Annotated in this window: 18 protein-coding genes; 5 read left to right on the top strand and 13 right to left on the bottom strand. The window is 65.6% G+C overall.

The annotated features are described in order from the left end of the window. Window positions 1-64 precede the first annotated feature (64 nt). From EVC45_RS20700 to EVC45_RS20690, 3 genes are read right to left on the bottom strand one after another with little or no spacing between them, the layout of a single operon-like run. Window positions 65-2,365 carry a molybdopterin cofactor-binding domain-containing protein gene (locus EVC45_RS20700; RefSeq protein ID WP_129960105.1) on the bottom strand — a complete coding sequence of 767 codons (2,301 nt, stop codon included), beginning with the start codon at window positions 2,363-2,365 and terminating at the stop codon, window positions 65-67. After that, window positions 2,362-2,844 carry a (2Fe-2S)-binding protein gene (locus EVC45_RS20695; protein ID WP_129960104.1) on the bottom strand — a complete coding sequence of 161 codons (483 nt, stop codon included), beginning with the start codon at window positions 2,842-2,844 and terminating at the stop codon, window positions 2,362-2,364. Before EVC45_RS20695 ends, EVC45_RS20700 begins: the two co-directional genes overlap by 4 nt. Then, a complete protein-coding gene (locus EVC45_RS20690; protein ID WP_129960103.1) occupies window positions 2,841-4,178 on the bottom strand; it encodes a cytochrome c in 1,338 nt (445 codons plus the stop codon). Before EVC45_RS20690 ends, EVC45_RS20695 begins: the two co-directional genes overlap by 4 nt. 155 nt (window positions 4,179-4,333) lie before the next feature. Here EVC45_RS20690 and EVC45_RS20685 point away from each other — a divergent pair, with 155 nt between their 5' ends. Together EVC45_RS20685 and EVC45_RS20680 are read left to right on the top strand one after the other, a co-directional pair. After that, entirely contained in the window at window positions 4,334-5,011 is a 678-nt protein-coding gene (locus tag EVC45_RS20685; protein WP_129960102.1) for a heavy metal response regulator transcription factor, read from the top strand. Continuing rightward, window positions 5,011-6,426, top strand: coding sequence for a heavy metal sensor histidine kinase (locus tag EVC45_RS20680; protein WP_129960101.1), 1,416 nt, complete (start codon window positions 5,011-5,013; stop codon window positions 6,424-6,426). Before EVC45_RS20685 ends, EVC45_RS20680 begins: the two co-directional genes overlap by 1 nt. Here the strand turns inward: EVC45_RS20680 and EVC45_RS20675 are convergent. From EVC45_RS20675 to EVC45_RS20665, 3 genes are read right to left on the bottom strand one after another with little or no spacing between them, the layout of a single operon-like run. Beyond that, window positions 6,401-7,879 (bottom strand): efflux transporter outer membrane subunit, encoded by a 1,479-nt coding sequence (locus tag EVC45_RS20675; protein ID WP_129960100.1) that lies wholly within the window; start codon window positions 7,877-7,879, stop codon window positions 6,401-6,403. The two genes, EVC45_RS20680 and EVC45_RS20675, sit on opposite strands and share 26 nt — an antisense overlap. A 15-nt stretch (window positions 7,880-7,894) precedes the next feature. Further along, the gene (locus EVC45_RS20670; RefSeq protein WP_129960099.1) at window positions 7,895-9,115 is read right to left on the bottom strand and encodes an efflux RND transporter periplasmic adaptor subunit; all 1,221 of its coding nucleotides are present in this window, start codon (window positions 9,113-9,115) and stop codon (window positions 7,895-7,897) included. Between the two features lie 9 nt (window positions 9,116-9,124). Continuing rightward, window positions 9,125-12,331 carry an efflux RND transporter permease subunit gene (locus tag EVC45_RS20665; RefSeq protein ID WP_129960098.1) on the bottom strand — a complete coding sequence of 1,069 codons (3,207 nt, stop codon included), beginning with the start codon at window positions 12,329-12,331 and terminating at the stop codon, window positions 9,125-9,127. Between the two features lie 268 nt (window positions 12,332-12,599). On the opposite strand from EVC45_RS20665, the gene EVC45_RS20660 reads away from it, so the two are divergent. Then, on the top strand, window positions 12,600-12,929 hold the full coding sequence (locus tag EVC45_RS20660; RefSeq protein WP_129960097.1) for a DUF4148 domain-containing protein: 330 nt from the start codon (window positions 12,600-12,602) through the stop codon (window positions 12,927-12,929). A gap of 91 nt (window positions 12,930-13,020) precedes the next feature. On the opposite strand, the gene EVC45_RS20655 is transcribed toward EVC45_RS20660, so the two are convergent. The 3 genes from EVC45_RS20655 to ptsP form a co-directional block, all read right to left on the bottom strand. Beyond that, window positions 13,021-14,610: an aspartate:alanine exchanger family transporter gene (locus tag EVC45_RS20655; protein ID WP_129960096.1), complete on the bottom strand. Its 1,590-nt coding sequence runs from the start codon at window positions 14,608-14,610 to the stop codon at window positions 13,021-13,023. A 164-nt stretch (window positions 14,611-14,774) separates the two neighbouring features. Further along, window positions 14,775-16,571: a PTS glucose transporter subunit IIBC gene (gene ptsG / locus EVC45_RS20650; RefSeq protein ID WP_129960095.1), complete on the bottom strand. Its 1,797-nt coding sequence runs from the start codon at window positions 16,569-16,571 to the stop codon at window positions 14,775-14,777. 22 nt (window positions 16,572-16,593) lie between these two features. After that, entirely contained in the window at window positions 16,594-19,140 is a 2,547-nt protein-coding gene (gene ptsP / locus EVC45_RS20645) for a phosphoenolpyruvate--protein phosphotransferase (protein WP_129960094.1), read from the bottom strand. 54 nt (window positions 19,141-19,194) lie between these two features. Here ptsP and EVC45_RS20640 point away from each other — a divergent pair, with 54 nt between their 5' ends. Together EVC45_RS20640 and EVC45_RS20635 are read left to right on the top strand one after the other, a co-directional pair. After that, window positions 19,195-19,578: a hypothetical protein gene (locus EVC45_RS20640; protein WP_129960093.1), complete on the top strand. Its 384-nt coding sequence runs from the start codon at window positions 19,195-19,197 to the stop codon at window positions 19,576-19,578. Between the two features lie 285 nt (window positions 19,579-19,863). Next, window positions 19,864-21,102 carry an MFS transporter gene (locus tag EVC45_RS20635; RefSeq protein ID WP_129960092.1) on the top strand — a complete coding sequence of 413 codons (1,239 nt, stop codon included), beginning with the start codon at window positions 19,864-19,866 and terminating at the stop codon, window positions 21,100-21,102. A gap of 71 nt (window positions 21,103-21,173) precedes the next feature. Here EVC45_RS20635 and EVC45_RS20630 read toward each other — a convergent pair whose 3' ends face one another. The 4 genes from EVC45_RS20630 to EVC45_RS20615 all read right to left on the bottom strand — a co-directional run bounded on the left by EVC45_RS20630 (window position 21,174) and on the right by EVC45_RS20615 (window position 24,259). Then, entirely contained in the window at window positions 21,174-21,512 is a 339-nt protein-coding gene (locus tag EVC45_RS20630; protein ID WP_129960091.1) for a ribbon-helix-helix domain-containing protein, read from the bottom strand. 70 nt (window positions 21,513-21,582) lie between these two features. After that, window positions 21,583-23,169, bottom strand: coding sequence for a GMC family oxidoreductase (locus tag EVC45_RS20625; RefSeq protein ID WP_129960090.1), 1,587 nt, complete (start codon window positions 23,167-23,169; stop codon window positions 21,583-21,585). Window positions 23,170-23,185: 16 nt separating this feature from the next. Next, on the bottom strand, window positions 23,186-23,797 hold the full coding sequence (locus EVC45_RS20620; protein WP_129960089.1) for a tat (twin-arginine translocation) pathway signal sequence: 612 nt from the start codon (window positions 23,795-23,797) through the stop codon (window positions 23,186-23,188). 63 nt (window positions 23,798-23,860) lie between these two features. Beyond that, window positions 23,861-24,259, bottom strand: coding sequence for a VOC family protein (locus tag EVC45_RS20615; RefSeq protein ID WP_129960088.1), 399 nt, complete (start codon window positions 24,257-24,259; stop codon window positions 23,861-23,863). Between the last annotated feature and the right edge of the window lie 4 nt (window positions 24,260-24,263).

Raw genomic sequence — 24,263 nt, 5'->3', positions numbered from 1 at the left:
GATCGTTTGTGAACATGCGTGGCTTGCGTGAATACCGGACATGACGGGACGCGGAACGAAAGCCTCATGCCTTAAGCTCGCTCCTTCCCTTCGGTCCTAGCAACGGCAAGTCGCGGATCCGTACACCAGTCGCGTCGTCGATCGCGTTCGCCAGCGCCGCGGCGGCCGGACCTTGCGCCGCTTCTCCAACCCCGAGAAATGGCAGGCCCGGCCGGTCGATCAACAGCACGTCCACGCGTTTGGGTACGGACGAGAAGCGCATGATCGGATAAGTGCTCCAGTCGAAGCTCGTAATGCGTTGCCGGTCGAAATGCGTTTCTTCATAGAGCGTCCAGCTCGTGGTTTGCAAAATGCCGCCCTCGATCTGATTGCGCACGCCGTCCGGATTCACGATCTGTCCGCAATCGACGGCTGCTACGACGCGCTCGATGCTGAGCTCGCCGGTATCGCGCATGACCGTCACGTCCATCGCGACGGCAAGGTAGGCCATCAGGTTCTTGTATTGGGCAAACGCAAAGCCGGTGCCGTGCGAGCGCGGGCTCGAGCCGCCCGTTCGCGCGGTGCGGGCTCGCCAGCCGAATTGATCGACCACGGCGCGAATCACGTCATGTGCGCGCGGATCGTCGAGATGATTGATGCGAAACGCAACGGGGTCGGCGTGTGCCGCTTTCGCGAGTTCGTCGATGAAGCTCTCGATCGCGAACACGTTCATGTGCGCGCCCAGCGAGCGCATCGCGGAGACGCGAATCGGCATCGTGGGCACGAAATGATGCATCACGTGCAGGCTGGGCACGCGGTAAAGCGGAATGCTGTTGCGGTCGCCTCCGCCTTCCGGCATCGGAATCGGCTTCGGCGGCGCGGGAGTGAACGGTTGCGCAAGGAGCTGCGCGGGCAACAGGCGGCCCGCATTCTCGATGCGGTTGTTATGCGTGTTGCTCCATAGCTCGTAACGCCAGTCGGCAAGCGTGCCTGCCGCATCGAGCGTCGCGTTCGCCTCGACTGTCATCGCCGGGCCGAACGGCTCCCACATGTGTTCCTGTTCGCGCATCAATTGCACGCGCACCGGGCGGCCAGGCAGCTCGCGTGCGATGAGGGCGGCGTCGGCCGCGACATCGTCCGCGCCGTTGTGTCCGTAGCACCCCGAACCTTCTACATGCACGCAGCGCACCTGGTCGGCCGGCATGGCGAGCATTTCGGCAATGCCCGCACGCAGCGGATAGACGCCTTGCGTGTGCGTCCACACGGTCATCACACCGTTGTCGAGCTGCGCGACAGCACACGATGGCCCAATCGAGCCATGCGTCAGATACGGCCTCGAATAGCGCGCCCGAAGTGTCGCTCCGGGCGCGGCCGGGCCGGTCGCAGCGTCCTGATCGGCCACTGCGATTTCCTGGACGGGCAGAGTCATCAGCAACTCGTGAACGTTCGCCGGATCGGGCAGGGGCGGCCCGGGCTGCCAACGAGCGGCGAGCGCAAGCTCACGCATCGCGAGGATCGCGCGCCATTCGTCGTCGGCGACCACCGCGAGGTAGTTGCCGTTGCGCACGACCTTGATGACGCCCGGCAGCGTCTCGACGCCCCCGCTATCGACTCCAACGAGGCTCGCGCCATAAGACGGCGGCCGCACGACCCGCGCATGCAGCATGCCGTGCGGCCGCAGATCCTGGACATAGCTCGCGCCGCCCGTCACCTTGCCCGGAATATCCACGCGCGGCAGCATCTGGCCAATCAGCGTGTAGGCGGATGGCGGCTTTATCGGCGCGCCGGGTTGTGCGTTCTGATGGAGGTCCGCGTGTTGCACGGCTTCGCCGTAGGTCACGCGTCTGCCGTCGGCGGCAATGATGGCGCCGTCGCGTGTCGTGAGGGACGCAGCGTCGACGCCCAGTTGCGAGGCCGCGCTCGCGACGAGCAGCGTGCGCACCTGAGCCGCGGCGTTAAGGATCGCGGTGCCGCTGTCGGCCATCGTGTGACTGCCCGCGGTGTAGCCTTCGTTCGGCGTGGTGGCGGTGTCGGCTGTGATCAGCTCGATCGCATGAGGCGCGAGATCCAGCTGTTGCGCGGCGACCTGCAGGAGCGCGGTGCGAATGCCCGTGCCGAGCTCCACTTTGCCCGTGAATACGCTGACGTGGCCGTCAGGGGCGACCTTGATCCACGCATCGAGCAATGGCGTGCTCTTGAGGCTGCCGGGCAGTTTCGGCGCGCTCGCGTTGAAGGTGCCCGCTTCGGTGGTGGTTTGCGCGAGCGCGGCGATGCCAGGCACGATCGCGAAGCTCACCATCAGCGAGCCGCCGACGACGAAGCGGCGCCGCGCGGGGTCGGCGGGGCCGACGTCGTCAGTGACGGGGGATCGGCGGCCGTCGCTCATGACTGTGCTCCGTCGTCCGCGCGCGGCGACCCCGTCGCGACCTGCCGGATCGCCGCGAGTATGCGCATGTGCGTGCCGCAGCGGCACAGGTTCGGTTGCATGTGGCGGCGGATCTGTTCATCGCTCGGGTGCGGGGTTCGCTCCAGCAGCGTGTGCGCGCGCATGATCATGCCGGCGATGCAGTAGCCGCATTGCGCGGCCTGCTCGTCGATGAAGGCTTGCTGAAGTGGTCCGGGATGTTGCGCGGTGCCGAGTCCTTCGACGGTTCGCACCGGCCGCTCGCCAACGGCCACGACCGGCATCAGGCACGAGAACACCGCTTCGCCGCCGACGCTGACCGTGCATGCGCCACATTGACCGAGACCGCAGCCGAACTTCGCGCCATCGAGCTGCAACTGGTTGCGCAGCACGTAGAGCAGCGGCGTGGACGGGTCGACATCGACCGTATGACTGACACCGTTGACGTTGAGCGTGATCATCGTGGCTGGCCGTCCTTGCGAAATTGCGCAACTGCGCCGGCGTCGAGCGAGGGCCACGCGCCGCGGCTAGTGAAGCGTTCGCGCGTGAAGTTGGCGAGCTCCGCTATCTGCGCATCCGTGAATGTGTTGGCGAATGATGGCATGAAGAGCGCGTTATCGCTTTCGTGCCAGTCGATTCCCTCGAGGATGATACGGACCATGTTGCGTGGGCTGTCGGCGTTGACGGCGGTGGAAAGGGACAGCGACGGTCGAGCGCCGTCGATCGACATCGGCGCGCCTTCGGCATGGCACGATGCGCAGGCCGCGGCGAAAAGATTCGCGCCGTTGCCGGGCGCGGTGGAAACGGGAACACGCGCGGCGGACGCGGAAGCCGGAGCGAAAGCGGGAGGCGAGGCGACGGCATGTTCCGGCACGCTCGGCCCCCCGGATGGCAATGCCAGCAAATACGCGGCAATCGCCTCGACGTCTGGGGCGGATGCATCGGCGAGCATGCGCGTGACGGCGCGCATCGGACCCGCTGCCGCCCCGTGGGCGCTCGCGAGGCCCGTGCGCAGATAGCCGACGAGCTGGGCCTGGGTCCACGGCGTGGGGCCTGACGCGAGACCCGTGAGCGCGGGAGCATCCCAGCCGTCGATCGTGCCGCCCTGCAGCGCGAGGTCGCGCCGCTCGGCACCGAGGCGGTTGAGCGGCGTGTGGCACGCGCCGCAGTGACCGAGACTTTCCACCAGGTAACGTCCGCGTGCGACGTCTGGCGCTTCTGACGACGGGGACGGCGCCGCTTCGGCACCGCTATGCAGGTAGAGAAGATTCCACACGGCCATGATCGGCCTGAAGCCGAGCGGGAAGATCAGCTCGTTGTGCGGCGCGCGAGCGTTGACGGGAGCGCGGCTCATCAGCCACGCATACAGCGAGCCGATATCGGCATCGCTGATGTGCATGAAGTGGGGATAAGGGAACGCCGGATAGAGCAGATGGCCGTCGCCGGACTCGCCGCGCCGCATTGCGCGCGCGAATGCGTCGAGCGACCAACCCCCGATACCGGTTTCGTCGTCCGGGGTGATGTTGGTCGAGTAAATGACGCCAAAGGGTGTTTGCAGTGGCAGACCGCCCGCGAGGGGCTGGCCGCCCGTCGCGGTGTGGCACGTGACGCAATTGCCAATGGCTGCGAGCTTCGCGCCGCGCGCGGCGGCCGCGGTATCGCTGCCGGTTGTGAAGGGCGTTGTCACGGCATCTGGCGCGGGCTCCCGCGCATACGCGTCGGGTCCGCCGTATGCGGCCACGAGGGCAACCAGAACAACTGCCACGCCAGCACTTGCCACCCGTCTGCCTTTCATCTAGCCTCCATCGCCAGGCTGCCCGCGCATCATGGTCCAAACTACGTGTCGCGGGCATTGGTTGGTGCAAGCGGCGTTCCCGCTCTCGCAAGCGGACGCCCACCGCTGAACGGACCGCATACAATCGTACCGAACACACTGAAAGTTGAACGACCATGCGCATTCTTGTGATCGAAGACGAGCCGAAAACGGGCGCCTACCTGAAGAAGGGCTTCGAGGAATCGGGCTACGCGGTGGACGTCGCGGCGGACGGCGCGGAAGGCCTGATCCTCGCGAAGGAAGCGGCGTACGACGTGATCGTGCTCGACGTGATGCTGCCTTCCATCGACGGCTGGACGGTGCTCAAGACACTACGCGCCACGCAAACCACGCCCGTGCTGTTTCTCACCGCGCGCGACGACATCAGCGACCGCGTCAAGGGCCTGGAGCTGGGCGGCGATGACTACCTCGTCAAGCCGTTCGCGTTCGTCGAACTGCTCGCGCGCGTGCGTACGCTCGCCAGACGCGGTCCGCTGCGCGAGAGCGACGTGCTGGCGCTTGGCGATCTCGAAGTCGACGTCACGCGCCGGCGCGTGAAGCGCGGCGCCACGCGCATCGATCTCACGCCGAAGGAATTCTCGCTGCTGCAACTGCTCGTGCGCCGCCAGGGCGAAGTGCTCACGCGCACGCAGATTGCCTCGTACGTGTGGGACATGAACTTCGACAGCGACACGAACGTGGTGGAAGTCGCCATTCGCCGCCTGCGGGCCAAAGTGGACGACGAATTTCCCGTCAAGCTGATCCACACCGTGCGCGGCGTGGGCTACGTGGCCGAAATCAAAGAGCCCGCCTGATGGCCGCGCGTTCGCTGACCGCCACCCTTGCGCTGAGTTTCGCCGGCACGACGCTGGCGGTGTTCGCGCTGGTAGGCAGCACGCTCTATTTCACGCTCGGCCGCGAGGTCAAGCGGCAGGACGACCTGGATATCGTGTTGATCTCGCGGCATACGCGCCGCCTTGCGGAGGAACTGCACAGCGAGCAGGACGTGCGGGAGCACGCCGAGCGGCTGACGAGTCAGGTGCTCGGCCACGCCGCGCTAGCCATGAAAATACTCGACGCGGGCGGCACGCAGCTGATCGAGCACAACACGCAAGGCATTGCCGATGCGGGGTTTGCGCAAGCCGCGCTCGCGCGGCGTCTCGGCTCGGCGCAACGCATTACCGAAGACGACGTGGTCGAATGGCACAACGCGCGCGGCGTGCCGGTGCGCGGACTCGCCACGCAAGCGGCGCTCACCGACGGGACGCCGGTGACCATCGTCATCGCGCGCGACATGACCGACCGCTGGCTGCTGCTCGACCGCTATCGCGAGCGGCTCTACGGGTTCGGTTTCGCGGGCATGCTGCTCGCGTTCCTGATGAGCTGGCTGCTGGTGCGCGAGTCGCTGCGTCCGCTGCGCGAGATGGCGGCGCGGGCCGCCACGGTCACGGTCGACCGGCTCGATACGCCCATCGAAATCGAGCGCGCGCCGAGCGAGCTGCAAGCACTGACGAAATCGCTGAACGCGATGCTCGACCGTCTGCACGGCGGCTTCGAGCGCATGTCGCAATACACGGCCGATCTCGCGCACGACATGCGCACGCCGCTCGGCAACCTGCGCGGCGCGACCGAAGTCGCGTTGACGCGCGTGCGCAGCACGGCCGAATACGAGGCGTTGCTCGAATCGAATCTGGAAGAGTGCGAACGGCTTTCGCGCATGATCGAGAGCGTGATATTCCTTGCGCGCGCGGAGCACCCGCAGTTCATCACGACGCTCGGGGAGTTCGATGCCGAGGAGGCGCTCGCGCAGATCGCCGATTATTTCGAAGGTCTCGCGGACGACGCGGGCGTGCGGATTCGCGTCGAGGGGCAAGGGCGCCTGCGCGCGGATAAGGAGCTGTTCAGGCGCGCCGTCGGCAATCTGCTTGCCAATGCGTTGCGCTATACGCCACGCGGCGGCGAGATCACGATGAGCGTTCGCCAGACGCAAACGGCGGTCGAGGTCACGGTGACGAATCCGGGTGCCCCGATCGACGCCGAGCTATTGGAGCGCATCTTCGACCGCTTCTATCGCGCCGACGCCTCGCGGCGCAACGAATCGCGCACCGGCGCTTCGGCCGGGCTGGGGCTCGCCATCGTGCGCACGATCATGGCGCTGCACGGCGGCTCGGCGCGCGCCGAAAGCGATGCGGCGGGCACGCGATTCATCCTGACGTTCGCGCGCCTGTAGGCGTCGTACTCGGGGCGGCCAAAGACGCGCGATCCCATCCGCCACCCAACGCTTCGAGCAGACGCACGCTCGCATCGAGCCGTCGACCCGCGATCTGCTGTTCGTTGCGCTCGTTGGCGAGCGCAACGGTCTGGGCCGTCACCACGTCGAGATAATCCACCGCGCCTGCCTGGTAACGATTGGTCGTCAGCTTGAGCGAGAGCTGCGCGGCGGCCGTTGCGCGTTGCTGGCTTTCGGCTTCGTCGGCTAGCGTGTGCAGCGCGCTCAGATTGTCTTCGACCTGCTGGAACGCCGTGAGCACGGTCTGCCGGTAGCCGGCCACCGCCGCGTCGTATTGTGCGTTGGCGCCTTTGAGTGTGGCATGGCGGCGGCCGCCGTCGAAGATCGTGCCCGCGAGTTGCGAGCCGAGCGACCAGAACAGGCTCGGCGCGCTCAGCCACGGCGCGAAGAACGTGCTTTCGAGCCCGGCCGAAGCGGACAGTGTGAGCTCCGGATAGAAGGCGGCATGCGCCTCGCCGATTCTTGCGTTCGCGGCCGCCACGCGCCGCTCGGCCGCGGCGATGTCGGGGCGCCGTTCGAGCAGCGCCGCGGGCATGCCCGCCGGAATCGGCGGCACGACGACCGGCTCGACCTGGGCAGGCAGCGCGAACGACGACGCGGGCACGCCGATCAGCGTCGCGATCGCGTGCTGGCGTTGCGCGCGTTGCACGTCGATGTCGCTGTCGGCCGTGCGCGCGCTTTCGAGCTGCGTTTGCGCCTGGGCGACGGCGGAGGCGTCGATGGCGCCGTCGGCGAGTTGCTGTTGCACGATGCGCAGCGCGGCGGCGTAGGCCGTCACGGTGTCATCGAGCAGCCTCTTCTGGCGATCCAGCGTGCGCAGATCGAAGTAGTCCGTAGCAAGCTGGGTCGCGACCGAGAGGCGCACCGACTCGAGATCGGCCGCGCTGGCCTGCGCGTTGGCGTGCGCCTCGACGGTGGCGTCCTTCACGCGTCCGAAGAGGTCCGGCTCCCAGCTGGCCGTCACGCCCGTCGAATAGTCGGGAACCGTCTGGCCCGCGAGCGAATGGTCGATCAGATTCTGCGAGGTGCGATAACGCTGCGCGGCCACGCCGGCTGTGACGGTGGGCGCGTAGCCCGCGCGCTGGTAAGCGACCATCGCGCGCGCGGCTTCGAGGTTGGCGACGGCCTGGCGCACGGTCTGGTTCGACACGTCGACGCGCGCTTCGAGCGTATCGAGTTCGCTATCGCCGAACAGCGTCCACCAGGGGCCGCGCGGGCTCGCATCGGCGGGCGAAGCCACCGCCCAGCCGGAAGCGGCGGATTGCGTCGCAAAGTGCGTGGGCATCTCGACCGAGGGCACGCTGTAATGCGGCAACGTCGTGCACGCGGCGAGCGAGGCGACCGCGCATGCGGCGACGATTCTGCGCAGTGACGTGACAGGGCTGTCGAACATGCTGGACCTCATCGCCTAAGCCTTGCTGCCCGGGGCGGCCGTTGTCGCGACGCGCACGCTTTGGCCGTCGGCGATCGCGTCGCCGGGGTTGTCGATCACGCGGTCGCTCGCCGCGAGTCCCGTTGCGACCTCGACGTAGGTGCCGAAGTCGCGGCCTATGGTCACCTTGCGAAGCTGCACCTTGTCGTGAGCGTCAACCACCGCGACCGTCACGCCGTCCGGGCGAAACAGCAGCGCGCTCACGGGCAATTCGAGGGCGGGCATCGCCGTGGTGAGCGCGAGATGCACCTGCGCATAGGCGCCGGGCATCAATGCGCCGTCGTGATTGTCCACATCGACTTCCACGCGCAACGTGCGGCTCACCGGGTCGATCACGTTCGAACTGCGCGCGATGCTCGCCTCGAAGCGGCGCCCCGGATACTGTTGCGTCGTGACCGACACCGCCGTGCCGGGTACGACGAGGCTCGCGTCGTCCTGCGGAACGTCGACGTAGACGCGCAGCCGGTCGGTCTGGGCGATGTGGAACAACTCGCCCGGCATCGTGGCGAGCCCGGGTGTGCCGCCCGCCGTGACGAGCGCGCCCACCTGCACGTTGCGCGCTGTGATGACGCCGTCGAAGGGTGCCGTCACGTTCTGATACGAAACCAGTTCCTGCAGGCGCGCCACATTCGCTTGCGCGGCCTGCAGCGTGGCGAGCTTCGCCGCGGCGTCGCTCGTTTTCGCCTGCGCGTCCTGTTGCGACACAGATTGCGTCTGCAGCATCGTTTGCCAGCGCTGTGCCGTGCTGCTCGCGAAGCGATAGTTCGCCTCGGCCGTCGCTTCGTCGGCGCGCGCCTGTTGGAGCTGCGCATCGAGTTCGGGCGTGTCGATCCGCGCGAGCGTCTGGCCGGCCTTCACGTGCGCGCCGATATCCGCGTACCAGTGCTGGACATAGCCACTCGTGCGCGCGTAGATCGACGCGTCGGCCCAGGACGTGACCGAGCCGGGGAGCAGCAGGTCCTGCGTCGCCGGCGCGCGTGTAGCGGTGACGGTCGAGACGATCAGCTCTCGTTGCGCCGCGACCTGATGTGCCTGCGTCGTACGGGCTTCGAGGCGCGGCACGATGCCGGTGGCGAGCAACACCACGGCGAGGCAGGCGAGGCCGACGGCGAGCCTGGTACGACGTGCCGCGGATCCGGCGCGCGCATGTTGCTGTGCCGTGGCGTCGCGAGCCTCGGGCGGAATAGGTGGGTTCATCTGAAATCCTTATTCGACGTAAGTGGTGGCGTCGACGCGTGCTTCATCCCGGGCGTCGCGCGCGGCGCGGCGCTTCGCGAGCCAGCCGTGCACCATGCCGAAGATCACCGGCACGAACACGAGCGTCGACAGCGTGCCGACCGCGAGACCGCCGATCACGGCGCGCCCGAGCGGCGCGTTCTGCTCGCCGCCGTCACCGAGGCCGAGCGCCATCGGCAGCATGCCGATCAGCATGGCGAGCGCCGTCATCAGCACAGGCCGAAAGCGACTGAAGCCAGCGTCCAGCGCCGCGGCGAGCGGCGCCATGCCGGCGGCGAGCGACTCGCGCGCGGTGTTGATGACGAGAATGCTGTTGGCCGTCGCGATGCCCACGCAGAGGATCGTGCCCGTCAGCGCCGGCACGCTAAGCGTGGTTTGCGTGACGAACAGCATCCATGCGATGCCGGCCAGCGACCCCGGCAGGCCGCTCACGATGATCAGCGGATCGAGCCACGACTGGAAGTTCACGACCATCAGCAGGTAGACGAGCACGATCGCGAACACGAGGCCTGCGGCGAGGCCGCTGAACGACGCGTTCATCGATTGCACCTGGCCGCGCATCACGATCGACGAGCCCGGCGGCAACTGCGCCCGCGCGGCATCGACGAGGCGGTTCACGTCCGACGCGACGCCGCCCAGGTCGCGCCCTTGCGTCGACGCGAAAATGTCGAGCACGGGCTGCACGTTGTAGTGCGACACGACCGCCTGCTGCGAACTGCGCGACACGGTTCCAAGCGTGCCCAGCTGGTTCTGCGGATTGACCGACACGGTTTGCGTGGTCACCGGAATATTGGCGAGCGTTTGCAGCGAATGAACGTCGTATTGCGGCACCTCGGCCATCAGCGGATAGCTGACGCCATTCTTCGGATCGAGCCAGAAGTTCGGCGAGGTTTGCGAGCTGCCGGACAGCGCGATCAGCAGGTTCTGGGCAACGTCGCGCTGCGTGAGGCCGGCTTGCATGGCCTTGGTGCGGTCGACGTTCACGTTGATCGTGGGTTCGTCGCCGGGTTGCTGGATGCGCGCGTCGACGAGCCCGCGCACGCCGCGCATTTCATCGAGCAGGCGGTTCGCGACTTGCCGGTTCTGCGCGAGCTGGTTGCCGACGATCTGCACGTCGATCGGCGCGGGCAGGCCGAAGTTCAGGATCTGGCTGACGATGTCGGCGGGCAGGAACGCGAAGGTCACGCCGGGAAACGCCGCGTCGAGCGCATTGCGCAGCTTCGCGACGTATTGTGCGGTGGGCTCGTGCTTCGGCGCGAGCGTGATGAGGATGTCCGCGTCTTCGGGGCCGATCGGATCCGAGGAATCGTAAGTGAGGTTGATACCGCTCACCGGCACCCCGATGTTATCGAGGACCGATGCCTGTTCGGCGGCCGGAATGACGCTGCGGATTTTTGCTTCGACCTGATCGGTGATGCGGGCCGTTTCCTCGATGCGCGTGCCCGTGGGCGCACGCAAGTGCAGCCGGATCTCGCCGGTATCGACTGCCGGGAAGAAGTCGCGCCCGGTGAGCGGCAACAACACGAGCGAGCCAAGACAGAGCGCGAGCCACAGCACGACGAAGCGACGGCGCTGCGCGATGGCGGCCTGCAAAATCGCGCGGTAGCGATTGCGCAGGGCCTCGAAGCGCTTTTCGAAGCCGGCCTGGAAGCGCGTCAGCGCACCGCTCAGACCGCGGGCGGGTACGGCGTTCCGTGAGCGCGCGCGCAGCAGATACATCGCGAGCGTGGGAATCAGTGTGCGCGAGAAGAAGTACGACGCGCACATGGCGAACACCACGGCCTCGGCCATCGGCACGAACAGATAACGCGCGACGCCGGAAAGCAGAAACATCGGCACGAACACGATGCAGATCGACAGGGTCGAGACGAAGGTCGGCACCGCGATCTCGCCGGAGCCGTTGAGGATCGCGTCGTGCAGCGGGGCGCCGCGTTCGAGATGATGCGTGATGTTCTCGATCGCGACGGTGGCGTCGTCGACGAGGATGCCGACGGCCAGCGCGAGCCCGCCGAGCGTCATGATGTTGATGGTTTCGCCGAGCGCCGCCAGCGCGATGAGCGAGGTGAGCACGGACAGCGGAATCGTCACGGCAATGATGAGCGTGGCGCGCCAGCTGCCGAGAAAGAGCAGGATCATCGCGGCGGTGAGGCACGCGGCAATCAGCGCCTCGCGCACCACGCCCGTAATTGCCGACTTCACGAACACCGACTGATCGCCGAGCGGCGTGATCTTCAGCGCGTGGGGCAGGCCCGCGGCGATCTTCGGCAGCATCGCCTTGACCTGGTCGATGATTGTCAGAGTCGAGGCGCTGCCGGTTTTCTCCACGGTGAGGAGTGCGGCGCGCTTGCCGTCGGCGCGCACGATATTGGTTTGCGGCGCGTAAGCGTCGATCACGTGTGCGACATCGCGCACATACACCACACCGCCGTTCACGGTCTTGATGGGCAGATCGTTGAGCGCAGCCACCGTTTGCGTGCTGCCGTTCATCTCGACGTCGTACTCGCGCGAGCCGATTTTCGCGGTCCCGCCGGGCAGGATCAGATTCTGCGCGTTGACGGCATTCACGACGTCTACCGGCGCGAGCCCCTTCGCCTGCAGCGCCTTCGGGTCCAGCTGGACCATGATCTGCCGGATCTTGCCGCCGTAGGGCAGCGGCACCGCCGCGCCTTGCACCGTGGCGAGCTGCGTGCGGATAAAGCTATTGCCGAGATCGTAAAGCGACTGCTCGGGCAAAGTCGTGCTCGACAGGCCCAGTTGCAGCACGGGCACCGTCGACGCGTTGTACGTGATGATGTTCGGCGGCAGCGTGCCCGGCGGCAGGACGCGCAGAATCGACGCGGAATTCGAGGCCGCCTCGGCGATCGCGCGGTTGATGTCCGCACCCGGATGAAAGAACACCTTCACGACCGACACGCCGTTGAGTGACTGCGATTCGATGTGCTCGATGTCGTCCACGTCCGAGGTGAGGGCACGCTCGTAGTTCGACGTGATCCGATGCGCCATGTCCTCGGCGGAGAAGCCGTTGTAGCTCCAGACGATGCTGACCACGGGAATGTTGATGTTCGGAAATATGTCGGTGGGCGTGCGCATGACCGCGAGCGGGCCGAGGATGAAGAGCAGCACGGCGAGCACGATAAACGTGTACGGCCGCCTGAGAGCCAGTTTGACGATCCACATGACTTGTCCGGGTTGAGGCAGGGAGAGCCGCGCTCGAGGCGGCAAGGTTGGCGCCAGTATCGGGATGGCGCGCTTACCCGGTGCTGACCTCGACATTACGGATTTGACATCTACGGACGTGCCGCCCAGATAACGAACTCGTAATCAACAGGTCAGCTTTGGGTCAGCGGCGAGAGACCAGAATGCAGTCAACCTTCGCGACATCGCCGAGGGCGGCTGAGGCGGCATCACTTCCGATGCGGCGGCCATTCATTCAGAGGTGAACATCATGAAAGCACTCGTTTCCGCAATGCTCGTTGCCTGCGCGCTGGCCGCACCGGTTGCCGCATTCGCACAGAGCGCCGACGCGCCGGTGACGCACGCCCAGGTCGTGGCCGATGCCGTTCGTCTGGAGCAGGCGGGCTATCGGCCTTCGGCTTCGGAATACAACTATCCCGCCGACATTCAACATGCCGAGGGCATCGTCGCGCAACAGCAGGCTCAACAGGCGGTGCCAGGAAGCTCCGGGGTTGGCGGCGTGTCGATGAAGGGCAGCTCGGATTCGGGTGCGCCGACCGTAGCCTCCGCTGGCGGACGTTCGATCTATGCGGGTCATTGAGCGCGAGCGCGGCAGGTCTCGCGACGAGGCCTGTTGCCGGTTTCTCGCGTTTGGCGGTGGCGGTGCGCTCTCATGCGCGCCGCCGGCGGGGCTACCCCGCTGCGATCGCGACGGCGATCTGCACGAAGAGCACCTTGACGATGGTCATCGACGGAAAAATCATCGCGTACATCACGTCGGGCTGATCCGTCGGCGCGATGCGGTTGGCGAAGGCGAGAATCGCGGGATTGCCGGTCGCGCCACAGATCACGCCAACCGATGTGTCGAACGACAGTTTGAATACCCACAGGCAGCACACAGCCGTGACGCCGACGAGCACCAGCAGCGTGATCACGCCATAAAGCAGCAGCAGCGGTCCGGCGGTGCCGACGGTCGCGACGAACTTCGGTCCGCAAGAGAGGCCCACCTGCGCGAGAAAGATCGTGAGCCCGAGATTGCGCAGCACGAGATTTGCCGAAAGCGGCATCACCCAGACGAACGGTCCGTTGCGGCGCGCCTTGCCGAGACACAGCGCGACCAGCAGCAACGCCGCGAGACCCAGGCTGAACGCGCCGAGGCCGGGCATGCGCAGCGGGATCGCGCCGACCAGCAGCCCCGCTGCCGCGCCGATGCCCAGACAGATGAAACTGAGGTCGGCCGTGCCCTTGATCGAATCGCCGAAGAACGCGCGGACCTTCGCTATATGCGCGCTATTGACGAGCAGACCGACGCGGTCGCCTGCTTCGAGAATGAGATCTGGCGTCGACAATAGATCGGCGTCGCCGCGCCGCACGTGCGCGACCGCGCAGATCACGCCATCCGGAAAGCGCAGATTGCCGAGCGCCGTGCCGACGACCGACGGACTCGACGCGAACACGCGCAGATAGTCCAGGTCTTCCCGATGACTCGTCATACGCCCAGGCTGTAGCTCGCCGCATAGCGCCGTTGCTTCGTCGAGCAGGCGGCGCTCGGTGGCGGTGGCAAGCAGGACGTCGTCGGCGCGCAGCGTGAAGTCGTCGGTGGGCAGTTGATTGTGATGCGCGCGCCGCACGGCCGCTATCGCTACGCCGGCAGGTAAGCGGGTCGAGAGTTCCGACAGCCTGAGACCGAACAGACCGGCATTGCGCAGCGCGATTTCCGCAGTCTCCAGTATTTTCGCGGGCGGCTTGGGTATCCTGGCTTTGAGCGTCGCGTTCAGCAGATAGAGGAATAGAATCGGCCCGGCCACGCCGAACGGATAGGTCACGCTATAAGCCACGGCGGCATTGCTGCTCTTCATCGACGCGATGGCGACCTGCAGGCTCGCCGTGCTCGTGCCGCTGCCTGCGAACATCCCGAGCGCATCGGCTAGCGTGATGCCGAAATGGATCAGCGCGCACGCGACGAGACCCGAAGCGATGACACCCAGAAATGCGGCCGTATTGGCCTTCGCGCCTTCCCGGCTCGTGAGTCCGCGAAAGAACTGCGCGCCGTACTGAATGCCGATGCCGTAAAGAAACAGCAGCAAACCGAGCGTGCCCAGCAACGCCGGCGGCGCGGATTTCGGCGCGAACGCGCCGAGCGCCAGTCCGACGAACAGCACGGCCCCGGAGCCCAGCGCGACACCCTTGATATTGATTTCGCCGATCAGGTAGCCGAGCGCAATGGTCAGAAACAGCGCGATCAGCGGCTGATTTTCGAGGAAGGTTCTGACTGCTTCCATGCCGCCCCCTAAGGTGGACCAAGCAACGTGACTACGCGCATCCACAAGGCAGGTATCGCGTTCGATGCGCTATTCATCAACGGAACAAGGCCCCGCGAACCTGAACGCGGCCCGGCGCGCGACCGGGATCGCGGCATGCACGTGCCGACGATACCTGCTTGCTCCTATCGCATTGCGCCCGCGAGATTTCCCGCGCCGAGACCCACGATCAGATCGACCGCACCGTTCTTCAACGCTTGCGTTGCGACCACGCCCGCCGCTTTCAATGCGGCCGCGTCGATGCGCGACGCGTCCGATAGCTCGACACGCAACCGCGTGGCAGCCAGCGCGTCGAGCTTCCTGATGTTGGCCGCGCCACCCAGCGCCGCACGAATCTTTTCCGCCTGCTCCGATTCTTGCGACGGGCTTGGCGCCAGGCTTTGCACCGAGGCGGCCGCAGCCGCCGGAGCCGTCGCCGCCGCGCCTTCCACGCCAGGTGCGCCGGCCGCCGGCAGATCCGCGTCGGCGCCCGCTGTCTTCAGATAGTCCTGCATGTCGGTTTTCATGTTCTCCGACAGCGGCCCGAAGATCGCCTGCACGCCGTTGCCCACGCGCACCACACCCGCGGCACCGAGTGCCTTGAGCTTGTGTTCGTCGACGCGCGCCGGGTCTTTCACGGAGATGCGCAGCCGCGTGATGCAGGCGTCGAGACTCGTGATATTGGAGCGGCCGCCAAAGGCCAGCACGAGTTCGCGCGACCGTCCGCCCGCGCCGCTCACGGCAACCGCCGCCGTGTCCGCGGTGTCGTCTTCGCGGCCGGGTGTCTTGAGGTTGAAGCGCGTGATCACGAAGCGGAACACGCCGTAATAGATCACCGCGTAGATCGGGCCGAGTATGAACACGTACCACGCGTGCGTGGCCTTTCCGCCGATCAGGTTGAACATCAGAAAGTCGATGCCGCCTTGCGAGAACGTGAAGCCCATGCGCATGCCCAGGGTGTTGGCCACGAACTGCGCCGATGCCGCGAGGCATGCGTGAATCAGGTAAAGCACCGGCGCAACGAACAGGAAGGCGAACTCGATCGGCTCGGTGATGCCGGTGAGGAAAGAAGTCAGCGCGGCCGACACCATCATGCCGCCGACGGCCACCTTCTTCTCCGGCTTCGCGCAATGCCAGATCGCGATCGCCGCGGCCGGCAGGCCGAACATCTTGAACAGGAACGCGCCTGCCAGAATGCCTGCGGTTCGGTCGCCCGCGAAAAAGCGGGTGATGTCGCCGTGAACGGTCCTGCCGGTCGTCGGGTCGAGATAGCTGCCCATTTCGAAGAAGAACGGCACGTTCCAGATGTGATGCAGACCGAACGGAATCAGCAGACGTTCGACGAAACCATAGACCGTCGCGGCAGTGCGCGGGTCCGAAACCGCGGCCCAGTGAGAGAAGGCCTTGATCGCGCTGCCGATCGGCGGCCACACGAAGGACAGGATCGCGCCGAGCACGATCGAGCCGATCGCGGTCACGATCGGCACGAAGCGCTTGCCGGCGAAAAAGCCGAGATACGGCGGCAACGTGATCCGGTAGTAGCGGTTGAACATCCAGGCGGCCAGACCACCGGCGAGGATGCCGCCGAACACGCCGGTCTGGATCGACGGTATGCCCATGATCGTATCGGGTTCGATGCCCTGTATCTTGGCGATCACACCCAACGTGGCCGTCATCACCAGATATCCGATCGTCGCGGCGATGCCCGAGACGCCATCGTTCTCGGTGAAGCCGAGCGCGACGCCGATCGCGAAGATCAGCGGCAGGTTACCGAAGATCACGTCGCCCGCGTTCTTCATCAGCGCGAGCACGACGGCTGGCACGTACCCGTGAAAGTCGGTGGCGCCGAGACCGAGCAGCAGGCCGGCCACGGGGAGCACGGCGACGGGCAGCATCAGCGATTTGCCGATTTTCTGCAAGACTCCGAAGGCATGCGAGAACATGGCTGATCTCCTGTTGATCCGCTCAGTCGGCAAAGCGCGACAGGCGCGCACGGACTTCCGCGGCGGTGCCCAGACGCAGCACCTCGGCGGCGAGCTGCCTGGCTTCGTCGGTCGTCACGCGTGCAAGCTGGGCCTTGATCGAACCGACCGCGGGAATGCTCACGGAAAGCTCGTCGACGCCAAGGCCGACGAGCACCGGCACCGCCATCGCATCCGATGCGATGCCGCCGCAAATGCCGACCCATTTGCCGTGCTGGTGCGCACCGTCGACCGTCATGCCGATCAGACGCAGCACCGCCGGGTGCAGCGCGTCGGCTTGCTTGGCGAGCTGCGGATGGCCACGGTCCATCGCGAGCGTGTATTGCGTGAGGTCGTTCGTGCCGATCGAGAAGAAGTCGACTTCGCGTGCGAGCGGCTCGGCGATCAGAGCGGCAGCGGGGACTTCGATCATCACGCCCACCTTCACGCTGGCCGCGCGATCGCCGGCCTCTTCGAGCAGGATCTTGCGCGCTGCCCGCACTTCCTCGACCGTGGCGATCATCGGGAACATCACGTGCAGATTGCCGAGCGGCGCCGCGCGCAGGATCGCGCGCAGTTGCGTGCGGAAGATGTCGGGACGCTCCAGGCTCACGCGCACACCGCGCAGACCGAGAAACGGATTGTCTTCCTTCGGCAGCGGCAGATACGCGAGCGGTTTGTCGCCGCCGACGTCGAGCGTGCGGACCACGAGCGTCCGCTCGCGGCCGAGCGCTTCGGCGACGGCGCAATATTCGGTGGCCTGTTCGTCTTCGGTTGGTGCGGTGTCGCGCGCATCGAACAGGAACTCGGAGCGCAACAGACCCACGCCTTCGGCGCCGGCAGCAACCGCGTCGCGCGCTTCCTGCGCATTGCGGATGTTCGCGACGACTTCGACGCGGCGGCCGTCGGCCGTCATCGCGAGCTTGCTTGCCGCGAGCTTTTCGTCTTCCCGTTTGGCGGCCTGGCGCCTGATGCGTTCGCGCGCCTTGTCGAGTTCGTCGGCGCTCGGGTTGCGCCGCAAGCTGCCGCGCGAACCGTCGAGCACGACGGGCGTGCCGTCCGCGAGTTGCAGCGCGCGCGGGTCGATACCGCAGATCGCCGGAATGCCTAGCGAGCGCGCGAGGATCGCGACGTGGCTGGTCGCGCCGCCGGTCGTCGTGCAAAAGCCGAGCACCTTGCTGCGGTCGAGCGACGTGGTGTCGGACGGCGACAGTTCCTCGGCAATCAGAATCGACTCTTCCGGCACGTCGATCTGCGCCTGCTTCACGCCGGCGAGCAGCGCGAGCACCCGGCGGCCGACGTCGCGGATATCGCCGGCGCGTTCGCGCAGCAGCGGATTGTCGAGCCTTTCGAGCATGCTTGCCTGGTTCTGGAATGCGTCGCGCCACGCGAAACCCGCACCCTTTCCCGCGCTGATGCTGGCGATCGCCGCGTCGTTCAGGTCAGGATCGTCCAGCAGTTCGAGATGCGCGTCGAGAATCTGCGCTTTCGACGGATCGGTGAGCGTCGCCTTCAGTGCCTCGATCTGCTGACGCGCCTGATGCTGGGCCGCTTCGAGTTGTGCCCGTTCGCGTTGCGGCGACTCGCCCGTTTCGTTCACCTCGATGACCTGCTGGCGGAACTGCACGATCTTGCCGACGGAAAGCCCGGGCGAAGCGGATACGCCGATGAATTCGTCGGTGTCGGCCGGCGCCGCCTCGTTCGGTGCCGGCACCGGCGCGGCCGGTGCGATTGGCGCGGCCGCCGCGGGAGCGGGCGCATCGCCGGGCTTTTCGCCCGAGCCCTCGGCGAGCAGACGCGCGACCGCGCTGGCCGCCTCTGCCGCGTCGGGACCGCGGGCCTCGACGCGCAGCTTGTCGCCGAACTTGGTTGCGAGCCCCATCAGCGCGACGATGGACTTGGCATTGGCGCTGGCGTCGCCGCGCAGCAGCCGGATCTCGGACTTGTATTTCTTCGCTTCGACCGCGACGACCGCGGCGGGCCGTGCGTGCAGGCCCGCCGGATTCGGCAGCGTGATCTCGCCGGAGAGGATCGCACCGGCGGCGCTGGCCGTGTCCTTGTCCTCGATGCCGCCGACCAGCTCGACGTACAGCGCAACGTCGGTGCCGGCGACGACGAGCCCTTTCGCGGGAACGTAGCGCGTGACGACATCGCCGTTGGCGATCACCATTTGCGTGAGCAGGCTGGCCGCTTTTGCGCCGACCACGATCGGATCGAAGCGGATCAGCGGCGTGCCTACCGCGACGGTGTCGCCTTCCTTGACCAACGGCATGAAGCCCTCGCCGCGCAGCAGCACGGTGTCGAGTCCGATGTGCAGCAGCACTTGCAGACCGTTGTCGCCGGTGATCGTCGCGGCGTGAGCCGAGCTATGAAGTTGCGTGACCTTGCCGGCAAGCGGCGAGAGCAGCTCGTCCGAAGTCGGATCGATCGACACGCCATCGCCGACCATCTTCTGGGCGAAGACCGGATCGGGCACGGTGTCGAGAGGAACCAGTACACCCGAGAGTGGCGCCATCAACTCGATGCGCAGAGGACGCTGAGGAGCTTTCATCGCCACGACTCCTTGTACATTGACGCTCGCCCGAGATGGTTCGATGCGAGCCGCATGAGCGCGACATTCAAACCCGCGGTCGGCACCATTGCCGCTTACGTCGCTCACCCCTATGCGAGCGGCGCATGTCACAAAAGCGTCGGTGACAGAAACTCAGGGAAGCAAAACAAGGTCGCGCTCGTCACCCATATGCGCACTGATTTTTTGTCCGCGGGTAACATCCCGGCTGCCGAGATGGTTGCCGCCCCCACAGCTTCGACCCGGGGTGAAAGAAGAGACATCGGGCGCGCTGCGACGGCGCGGTTTGGGTCTGCGGGTCGCCTCACGCTCGTAGACGACCTTTGCACCGTGGCCGCGAAAAAGGGATCTGAAGCGCGCTCTGAAAAAGAGCATATGTTACTGAGCGCAGATTGCAAGACGAGACGATTTCGCGCATGAACTCCTGAAATTTCCGATTTCTCGGCAGCAGATGGGCGCCGGCGTTAACTAATTGGCCTGTGACGCCTTCTTTTAATCTGTGTTTTATCCGCTTAGCGAAGGCGAGGTCTGCCTTCCGTTGGAATGAATGCGGCACGGGGAGCCCTTGACGCTACAGCAGCTGCACCGTATTGACCCGCCCGCGCATTGTTCAGCCACGCCTTCTAGTCTTTTCAACGGACGACTCTTTTTCCAACGTGAGACCCCACTTAAAGTGTCAGACTTCATCCTGGCATCAAGGCCATCATGCAAATCGACACACCTACGACCGCAGCATCCCTGCAAGGAGATTCAACGTCCGCGGCCCAATGGCTATCCGTCATCGCTGTGGCGGTGAGCGCGTTCGCATTCGTGACAGCCGAGTTTTTACCTGTTGGGCTGTTGCCGCAAATCGCGCACGACCTTGGCGTGTCGACCGGTGTCGCCGGTCTGATGGTCACCACGCCGGGTGTGATGGCCGCGATATTGGCGCCGACGCTGATAGTCAGCGCGGGGCGCATGGACCGACGCTACGTCTTTCTGCTTCTCACCGCGGTACTGCTGATCGCGAACGTCGTGTGCGCCATCGCACCGAACTTCGCGATCATGCTGGTGGGACGGGCTCTGCTCGGCGGCGCGCTGGGCGGTTTCTGGACTCTCGCGACGGCGGCGGCGCCTCGACTCGTGCAGGCGAAGGACGCGGCCAAAGCGACCGCGACCATTCTGACCGGCGTCACCTGCGCGACCGTGATCGGCGTGCCGCTCGGCACGTTCATCGCGTCGTTTGCATCGTGGCGCATGGCGTTCGCTGCCACTGCGGGCCTCGTGTCGCTCGCCTTGCTGGCGCAGGTCTTCCTCGTGCCTTCGTTACCGTCGGCATCGGCGTTGCGTGTCGCCGATTTCAAAACACTGCTTCGCCGGCCTCATACGAGGCTGAGCATGGTAATGGTCGCGCTCGTATTCGGCGCGCATTTCTCGACCTACACGTACATTGCTCCGCTGCTCGAACATGACTTCTCGTTGAGCGCCATCACGCTGCTGCTGTTCGGATTCGGTCTGATCGGCTTCTTCTCCAACGCGTTGACGTCGATGGTGATTTCGGAGCATCTAAAGAAATCGGTTGCCGCAATGGTGCTGCTGCTATTGGGCGCGATGTCGTCGATGTTGCTGCTCGAACATTCGCCGATTGGCGAGACGGCGGGAATGCTGCTTTGGGGAATCGCGTTCGGCGCGCTTCCGCTTTGCTTTAGCGTCTGGATTCAGCGCGGCACGACAGACCTGCCCGAAGCGGGATCGGCGATGTTCGTCAGCATCATCCAGGTGGCGATCGCCGTGGGCTCGGCAGTGGGGGGCACGATTGTCGACCGTGCGGGGGTTCACGCCGACTTCACGCTGGGACTCGGGCTCGCGCTGCTGGGCCTCGTGGCGCTGCAACGGCTCGCCGTGCTGGAACGACCGGTCACGGTGTCTTCTCTCGATTGCGCCTGCGACGCATCGGCTGACTGACACGTCGAGACAGTACGGTGCGTGACTGAATCGCACCGCACCACATTAACCAGTCATGGCGACAGAATCCCTCACACGGTCGCCTTCACGACTCTGGGCTGAAACGGAGCAGTGCGCGGCAGGTCGCCAGCGGCCTCGTCGCGTGCGGCGCTGGTCGACAGATAACGCAGACAGCACACGCGCAAAAACGACGCGAAATTCAACGGTTCTTCGCCGCGCAACGCGAACAGTTCGTCATGGAGCTTGACCGCGAACTGGGTCGTCGTCATGTTCTCGCGGTTGGCGATTTCCTGGAGTACATCCCAGAAGAGATTTTCGAGCCTGACCGTGGTCACGGCGCCATGAATGCGCAGGGCGCGCGTACGCGACTCGTAGAGGATTGGATCAGCGTTGACATAGACGTTGCACATTCGATCAGCCTCCCTCGCAAGTAATGACATAGCGGGCGGGGTGCGTCCCGCACCCCGCTACGCGAACCAACTAGATGACGCGCCTGTTCATCTGCCCGGCGATATAGTCGGCCTGGCGGATCGCCAGCGTCACGATGGTCAGCGTGGGATTCTCGCCCGCGCCCGTCGTGAACTGGCTGCCATCCGATACGAACAGGTTCGCAATGTCGTGTGTCTGCCCGAAGCGATTGCACACACCGTCCTGTGGCCGGGCACTCATGCGCGCAGTGCCGAGATTGTGCGTGGACGGATAAGGCGGCACGCGATACACCGTCTTCGCGCCCGCCGCGTCGTACACGGCCGTGCCCTGTTTGAAGCCGTGTTCACGCATGGCCTGATCGTTCGGATGGTCGTCGAAATGGACATTGGCGACCGGCAAGCCGTATTGATCCTTGACGTCGTGATTCAGAGTAACACGGTTGGTCGCGCGCGGCATGTCCTCGCCGACGATCCACATGCCGGCCGTGTAAGCGTACGCATCCATCGCCTGCGTGAAATCGGGACCCCACGCGCCGGGGTTCAGGAACGCCGCGTAGAACGGCAAGCCGAGCGAGACCGTTTCCATGTGATAGCCGCCCGCGAAGCCGCGCTTCGGATCGAAGCGCCCTTCGTCCTCGATGATGCCGGCCATCGTCGTGCCCTTGAACATCTCGACCTTGTTCTCGAACACGGCATAGACGGAGCCCGTCGTGTGGCGCATGTAATTGCGTCCCACCTGGTCCGACGAATTGGCGAGCCCGTTCGGAAAGCGGCTCGACGCCGATGCGAGCAACAAGCGCGGCGTTTCGATCGAGTTGCCCGCCACCGCCACGATGCGTGCCTTCTGGCGTTGCAGCTTGCCGCTTTCGTCGTAGTAAAGCACGGCGTTCACCTTGCCTTTCACATCGTGCTCGATGCGAGCGACGTGGGAGTGCGGGCGCAGTTCCATATGTCCCGTCGCCTGTGCCTTCGGGATTTCGGTGTACAGCGTGGACCACTTCGCGCCGAAGCGGCAGCCCTGAAAGCAGAAGCCGCGTTGATAACAGTGGCTGCGATCGTCGCGAATCACGCTGTTGATCGCCATGTGCCCCGTGTTGCATTCGCGATAGCCCACCTTGGTCGCGCCCGCGAACATCACCTTGAAGTTGTTGTTGCCCGGCAGGCCCGGCCAGCCGTTCGTGCGCGTCACGCCCATCTTCTTTTCGGCGCGGTCGTAATAAGGATCGAGATCCTCGCGCGTCACGGGCCAGTCGAGCAGCGTCGCACCGTCGATCGCGCCATAGGTCGTGCGCGCCTTGAATTCGTACGGCTTGAAGCGCAGGCTCGCGCCCGCCCAGTGCGTGGTCGTGCCACCGACCGTCTTGCAGATCCACGCGGGCAGATTGGGGAAATCGTGCGCGACGCGCCAGGTCCCTGAGGTCGTGCGCGGGTCGAGCCAGGAGAGCAGTTTGAAAGCGTCCCACTCTTCCGTTTTGAAATCGGACTGCGTGTGGAGCCCGCCCGCCTCGAGCACGACCACGTCGATGCCCTTCTGCGCGAGTTCGTTCGCGAGCGTGCCGCCGCCCGCTCCCGATCCGATGATCACGACGACGTTGCTGTCGTTGAGCGAAAAGCTCTTGCTGCCTTGTGAGGTTGCCATGTTGGGTCTCCCAATGTCACGCCGTCGGAACCGGGCCGCTGTCCTGCTCGGGCGGGTTGGGCAGCCAGGCGAGATTGTTGAAGCCCTTGAACAGATAACCGCCGTCGCCCTCGCTCGCGCCATAGCCGAAGTGCTGGTACGCGAGCGTGTTGCTGTAGAGCGAGACCACCGCCGTGCCGCGCACCGTCTGGAAGAACGGCGTGTCTGCGATAGCGGCGACGTCGCGCGCCTGCGCGTCGGCCGGCTGCCTGGTCCAGTCGCCGCCGGGCGCTTTCTGGTCGAGCGCCGCCACGCCGTCGGCCAGTTGCTTGCCCACGGCCGCGTTGCTCTGCGCCTTGGCGTCGAGGTCTTTCACCACGAGCGCATAGACTGCGTCGTCGAGTGTCTTGTGCGGATAGAGCTGCTTCGTCATGGCGAGCAGCACGGCGCCCTGATGGGTGTCGAGATGTTGGAGTTCGAGCGCCCAGACGCGGCTAGGCGCGAATAGCGCGAGCGAGGAAGATACCGCGAGCGTGCCGATCAGAATGCCCGTGCCCTTCAGCCATTCCCGGCGCGTTAGCGCGATGCGCGCGCGCGGCTCACTTGCCGCTCGCCTGTCGAGGGCAATATCAATGGTCTTGCCAGTCATCGTCGTCTCCTACCATGTTGGCGCGCGGACTGTGGGCGTCCTTGCGCGCGGGCGAGTGCCGGACTAACGATAGTGTCCGTGCTTCTCCAGCACCTCGATCTTGTAGCTGTCCGGGTCCTCGATAAAGAAGTACCGCGCGAGCAGTTCGCCCGTGTCGTTCTTGAACTCGCGCAGATCCTTCGGCGCGAAGCCGAGACCGAGCAGGCGTTCGCGCTCGGCGCGCGCATCATCGACCGCAACCGCGACGTGGCCATAGCCGTCGCCATGCGTGTATGGCGTCTCGTGGCCCTTGTTCCATGTCAGTTCGATTTCGGCATCGGCTTCGGCATTGCGCAGATAGACGAGCGAGAAGTCGTCGAAATCGAGCCGATGGCTCGGCGTCATGCCGAGCACGGTCTCATAGAAGGCGAGCGAGCGATCGAGATCGCGCACGCGAATCATCGTGTGAATGAGCTTGGCCACGTCG

The organism is Paraburkholderia sp. UYCP14C (assembly GCF_004197395.1).
GTDB lineage: Bacteria > Pseudomonadota > Gammaproteobacteria > Burkholderiales > Burkholderiaceae > Paraburkholderia.
This window is presented reverse-complemented; position numbering and strand designations above follow the sequence as displayed.

Excerpts from the sequence above, each read along its gene's own strand:
- EVC45_RS20700 (WP_129960105.1), bottom strand. The coding sequence starts at position 2,365 with ATGAGCGACGGCCGCCGATCCCCCGTCACTGACGACGTCGGCCCCGCC.
- EVC45_RS20695 (WP_129960104.1), bottom strand. The coding sequence starts at position 2,844 with ATGATCACGCTCAACGTCAACGGTGTCAGTCATACGGTCGATGTCGAC.
- EVC45_RS20690 (WP_129960103.1), bottom strand. The coding sequence starts at position 4,178 with ATGAAAGGCAGACGGGTGGCAAGTGCTGGCGTGGCAGTTGTTCTGGTT.
- EVC45_RS20685 (WP_129960102.1), top strand. The coding sequence starts at position 4,334 with ATGCGCATTCTTGTGATCGAAGACGAGCCGAAAACGGGCGCCTACCTG.
- EVC45_RS20680 (WP_129960101.1), top strand. The coding sequence starts at position 5,011 with ATGGCCGCGCGTTCGCTGACCGCCACCCTTGCGCTGAGTTTCGCCGGC.
- EVC45_RS20675 (WP_129960100.1), bottom strand. The coding sequence starts at position 7,879 with ATGTTCGACAGCCCTGTCACGTCACTGCGCAGAATCGTCGCCGCATGC.
- EVC45_RS20670 (WP_129960099.1), bottom strand. The coding sequence starts at position 9,115 with ATGAACCCACCTATTCCGCCCGAGGCTCGCGACGCCACGGCACAGCAA.
- EVC45_RS20665 (WP_129960098.1), bottom strand. The coding sequence starts at position 12,331 with ATGTGGATCGTCAAACTGGCTCTCAGGCGGCCGTACACGTTTATCGTG.
- EVC45_RS20660 (WP_129960097.1), top strand. The coding sequence starts at position 12,600 with ATGAAAGCACTCGTTTCCGCAATGCTCGTTGCCTGCGCGCTGGCCGCA.
- EVC45_RS20655 (WP_129960096.1), bottom strand. The coding sequence starts at position 14,610 with ATGGAAGCAGTCAGAACCTTCCTCGAAAATCAGCCGCTGATCGCGCTG.
- ptsG (WP_129960095.1), bottom strand. The coding sequence starts at position 16,571 with ATGTTCTCGCATGCCTTCGGAGTCTTGCAGAAAATCGGCAAATCGCTG.
- ptsP (WP_129960094.1), bottom strand. The coding sequence starts at position 19,140 with ATGAAAGCTCCTCAGCGTCCTCTGCGCATCGAGTTGATGGCGCCACTC.
- EVC45_RS20640 (WP_129960093.1), top strand. The coding sequence starts at position 19,195 with ATGAGCGCGACATTCAAACCCGCGGTCGGCACCATTGCCGCTTACGTC.
- EVC45_RS20635 (WP_129960092.1), top strand. The coding sequence starts at position 19,864 with ATGCAAATCGACACACCTACGACCGCAGCATCCCTGCAAGGAGATTCA.
- EVC45_RS20630 (WP_129960091.1), bottom strand. The coding sequence starts at position 21,512 with ATGTGCAACGTCTATGTCAACGCTGATCCAATCCTCTACGAGTCGCGT.
- EVC45_RS20625 (WP_129960090.1), bottom strand. The coding sequence starts at position 23,169 with ATGGCAACCTCACAAGGCAGCAAGAGCTTTTCGCTCAACGACAGCAAC.
- EVC45_RS20620 (WP_129960089.1), bottom strand. The coding sequence starts at position 23,797 with ATGACTGGCAAGACCATTGATATTGCCCTCGACAGGCGAGCGGCAAGT.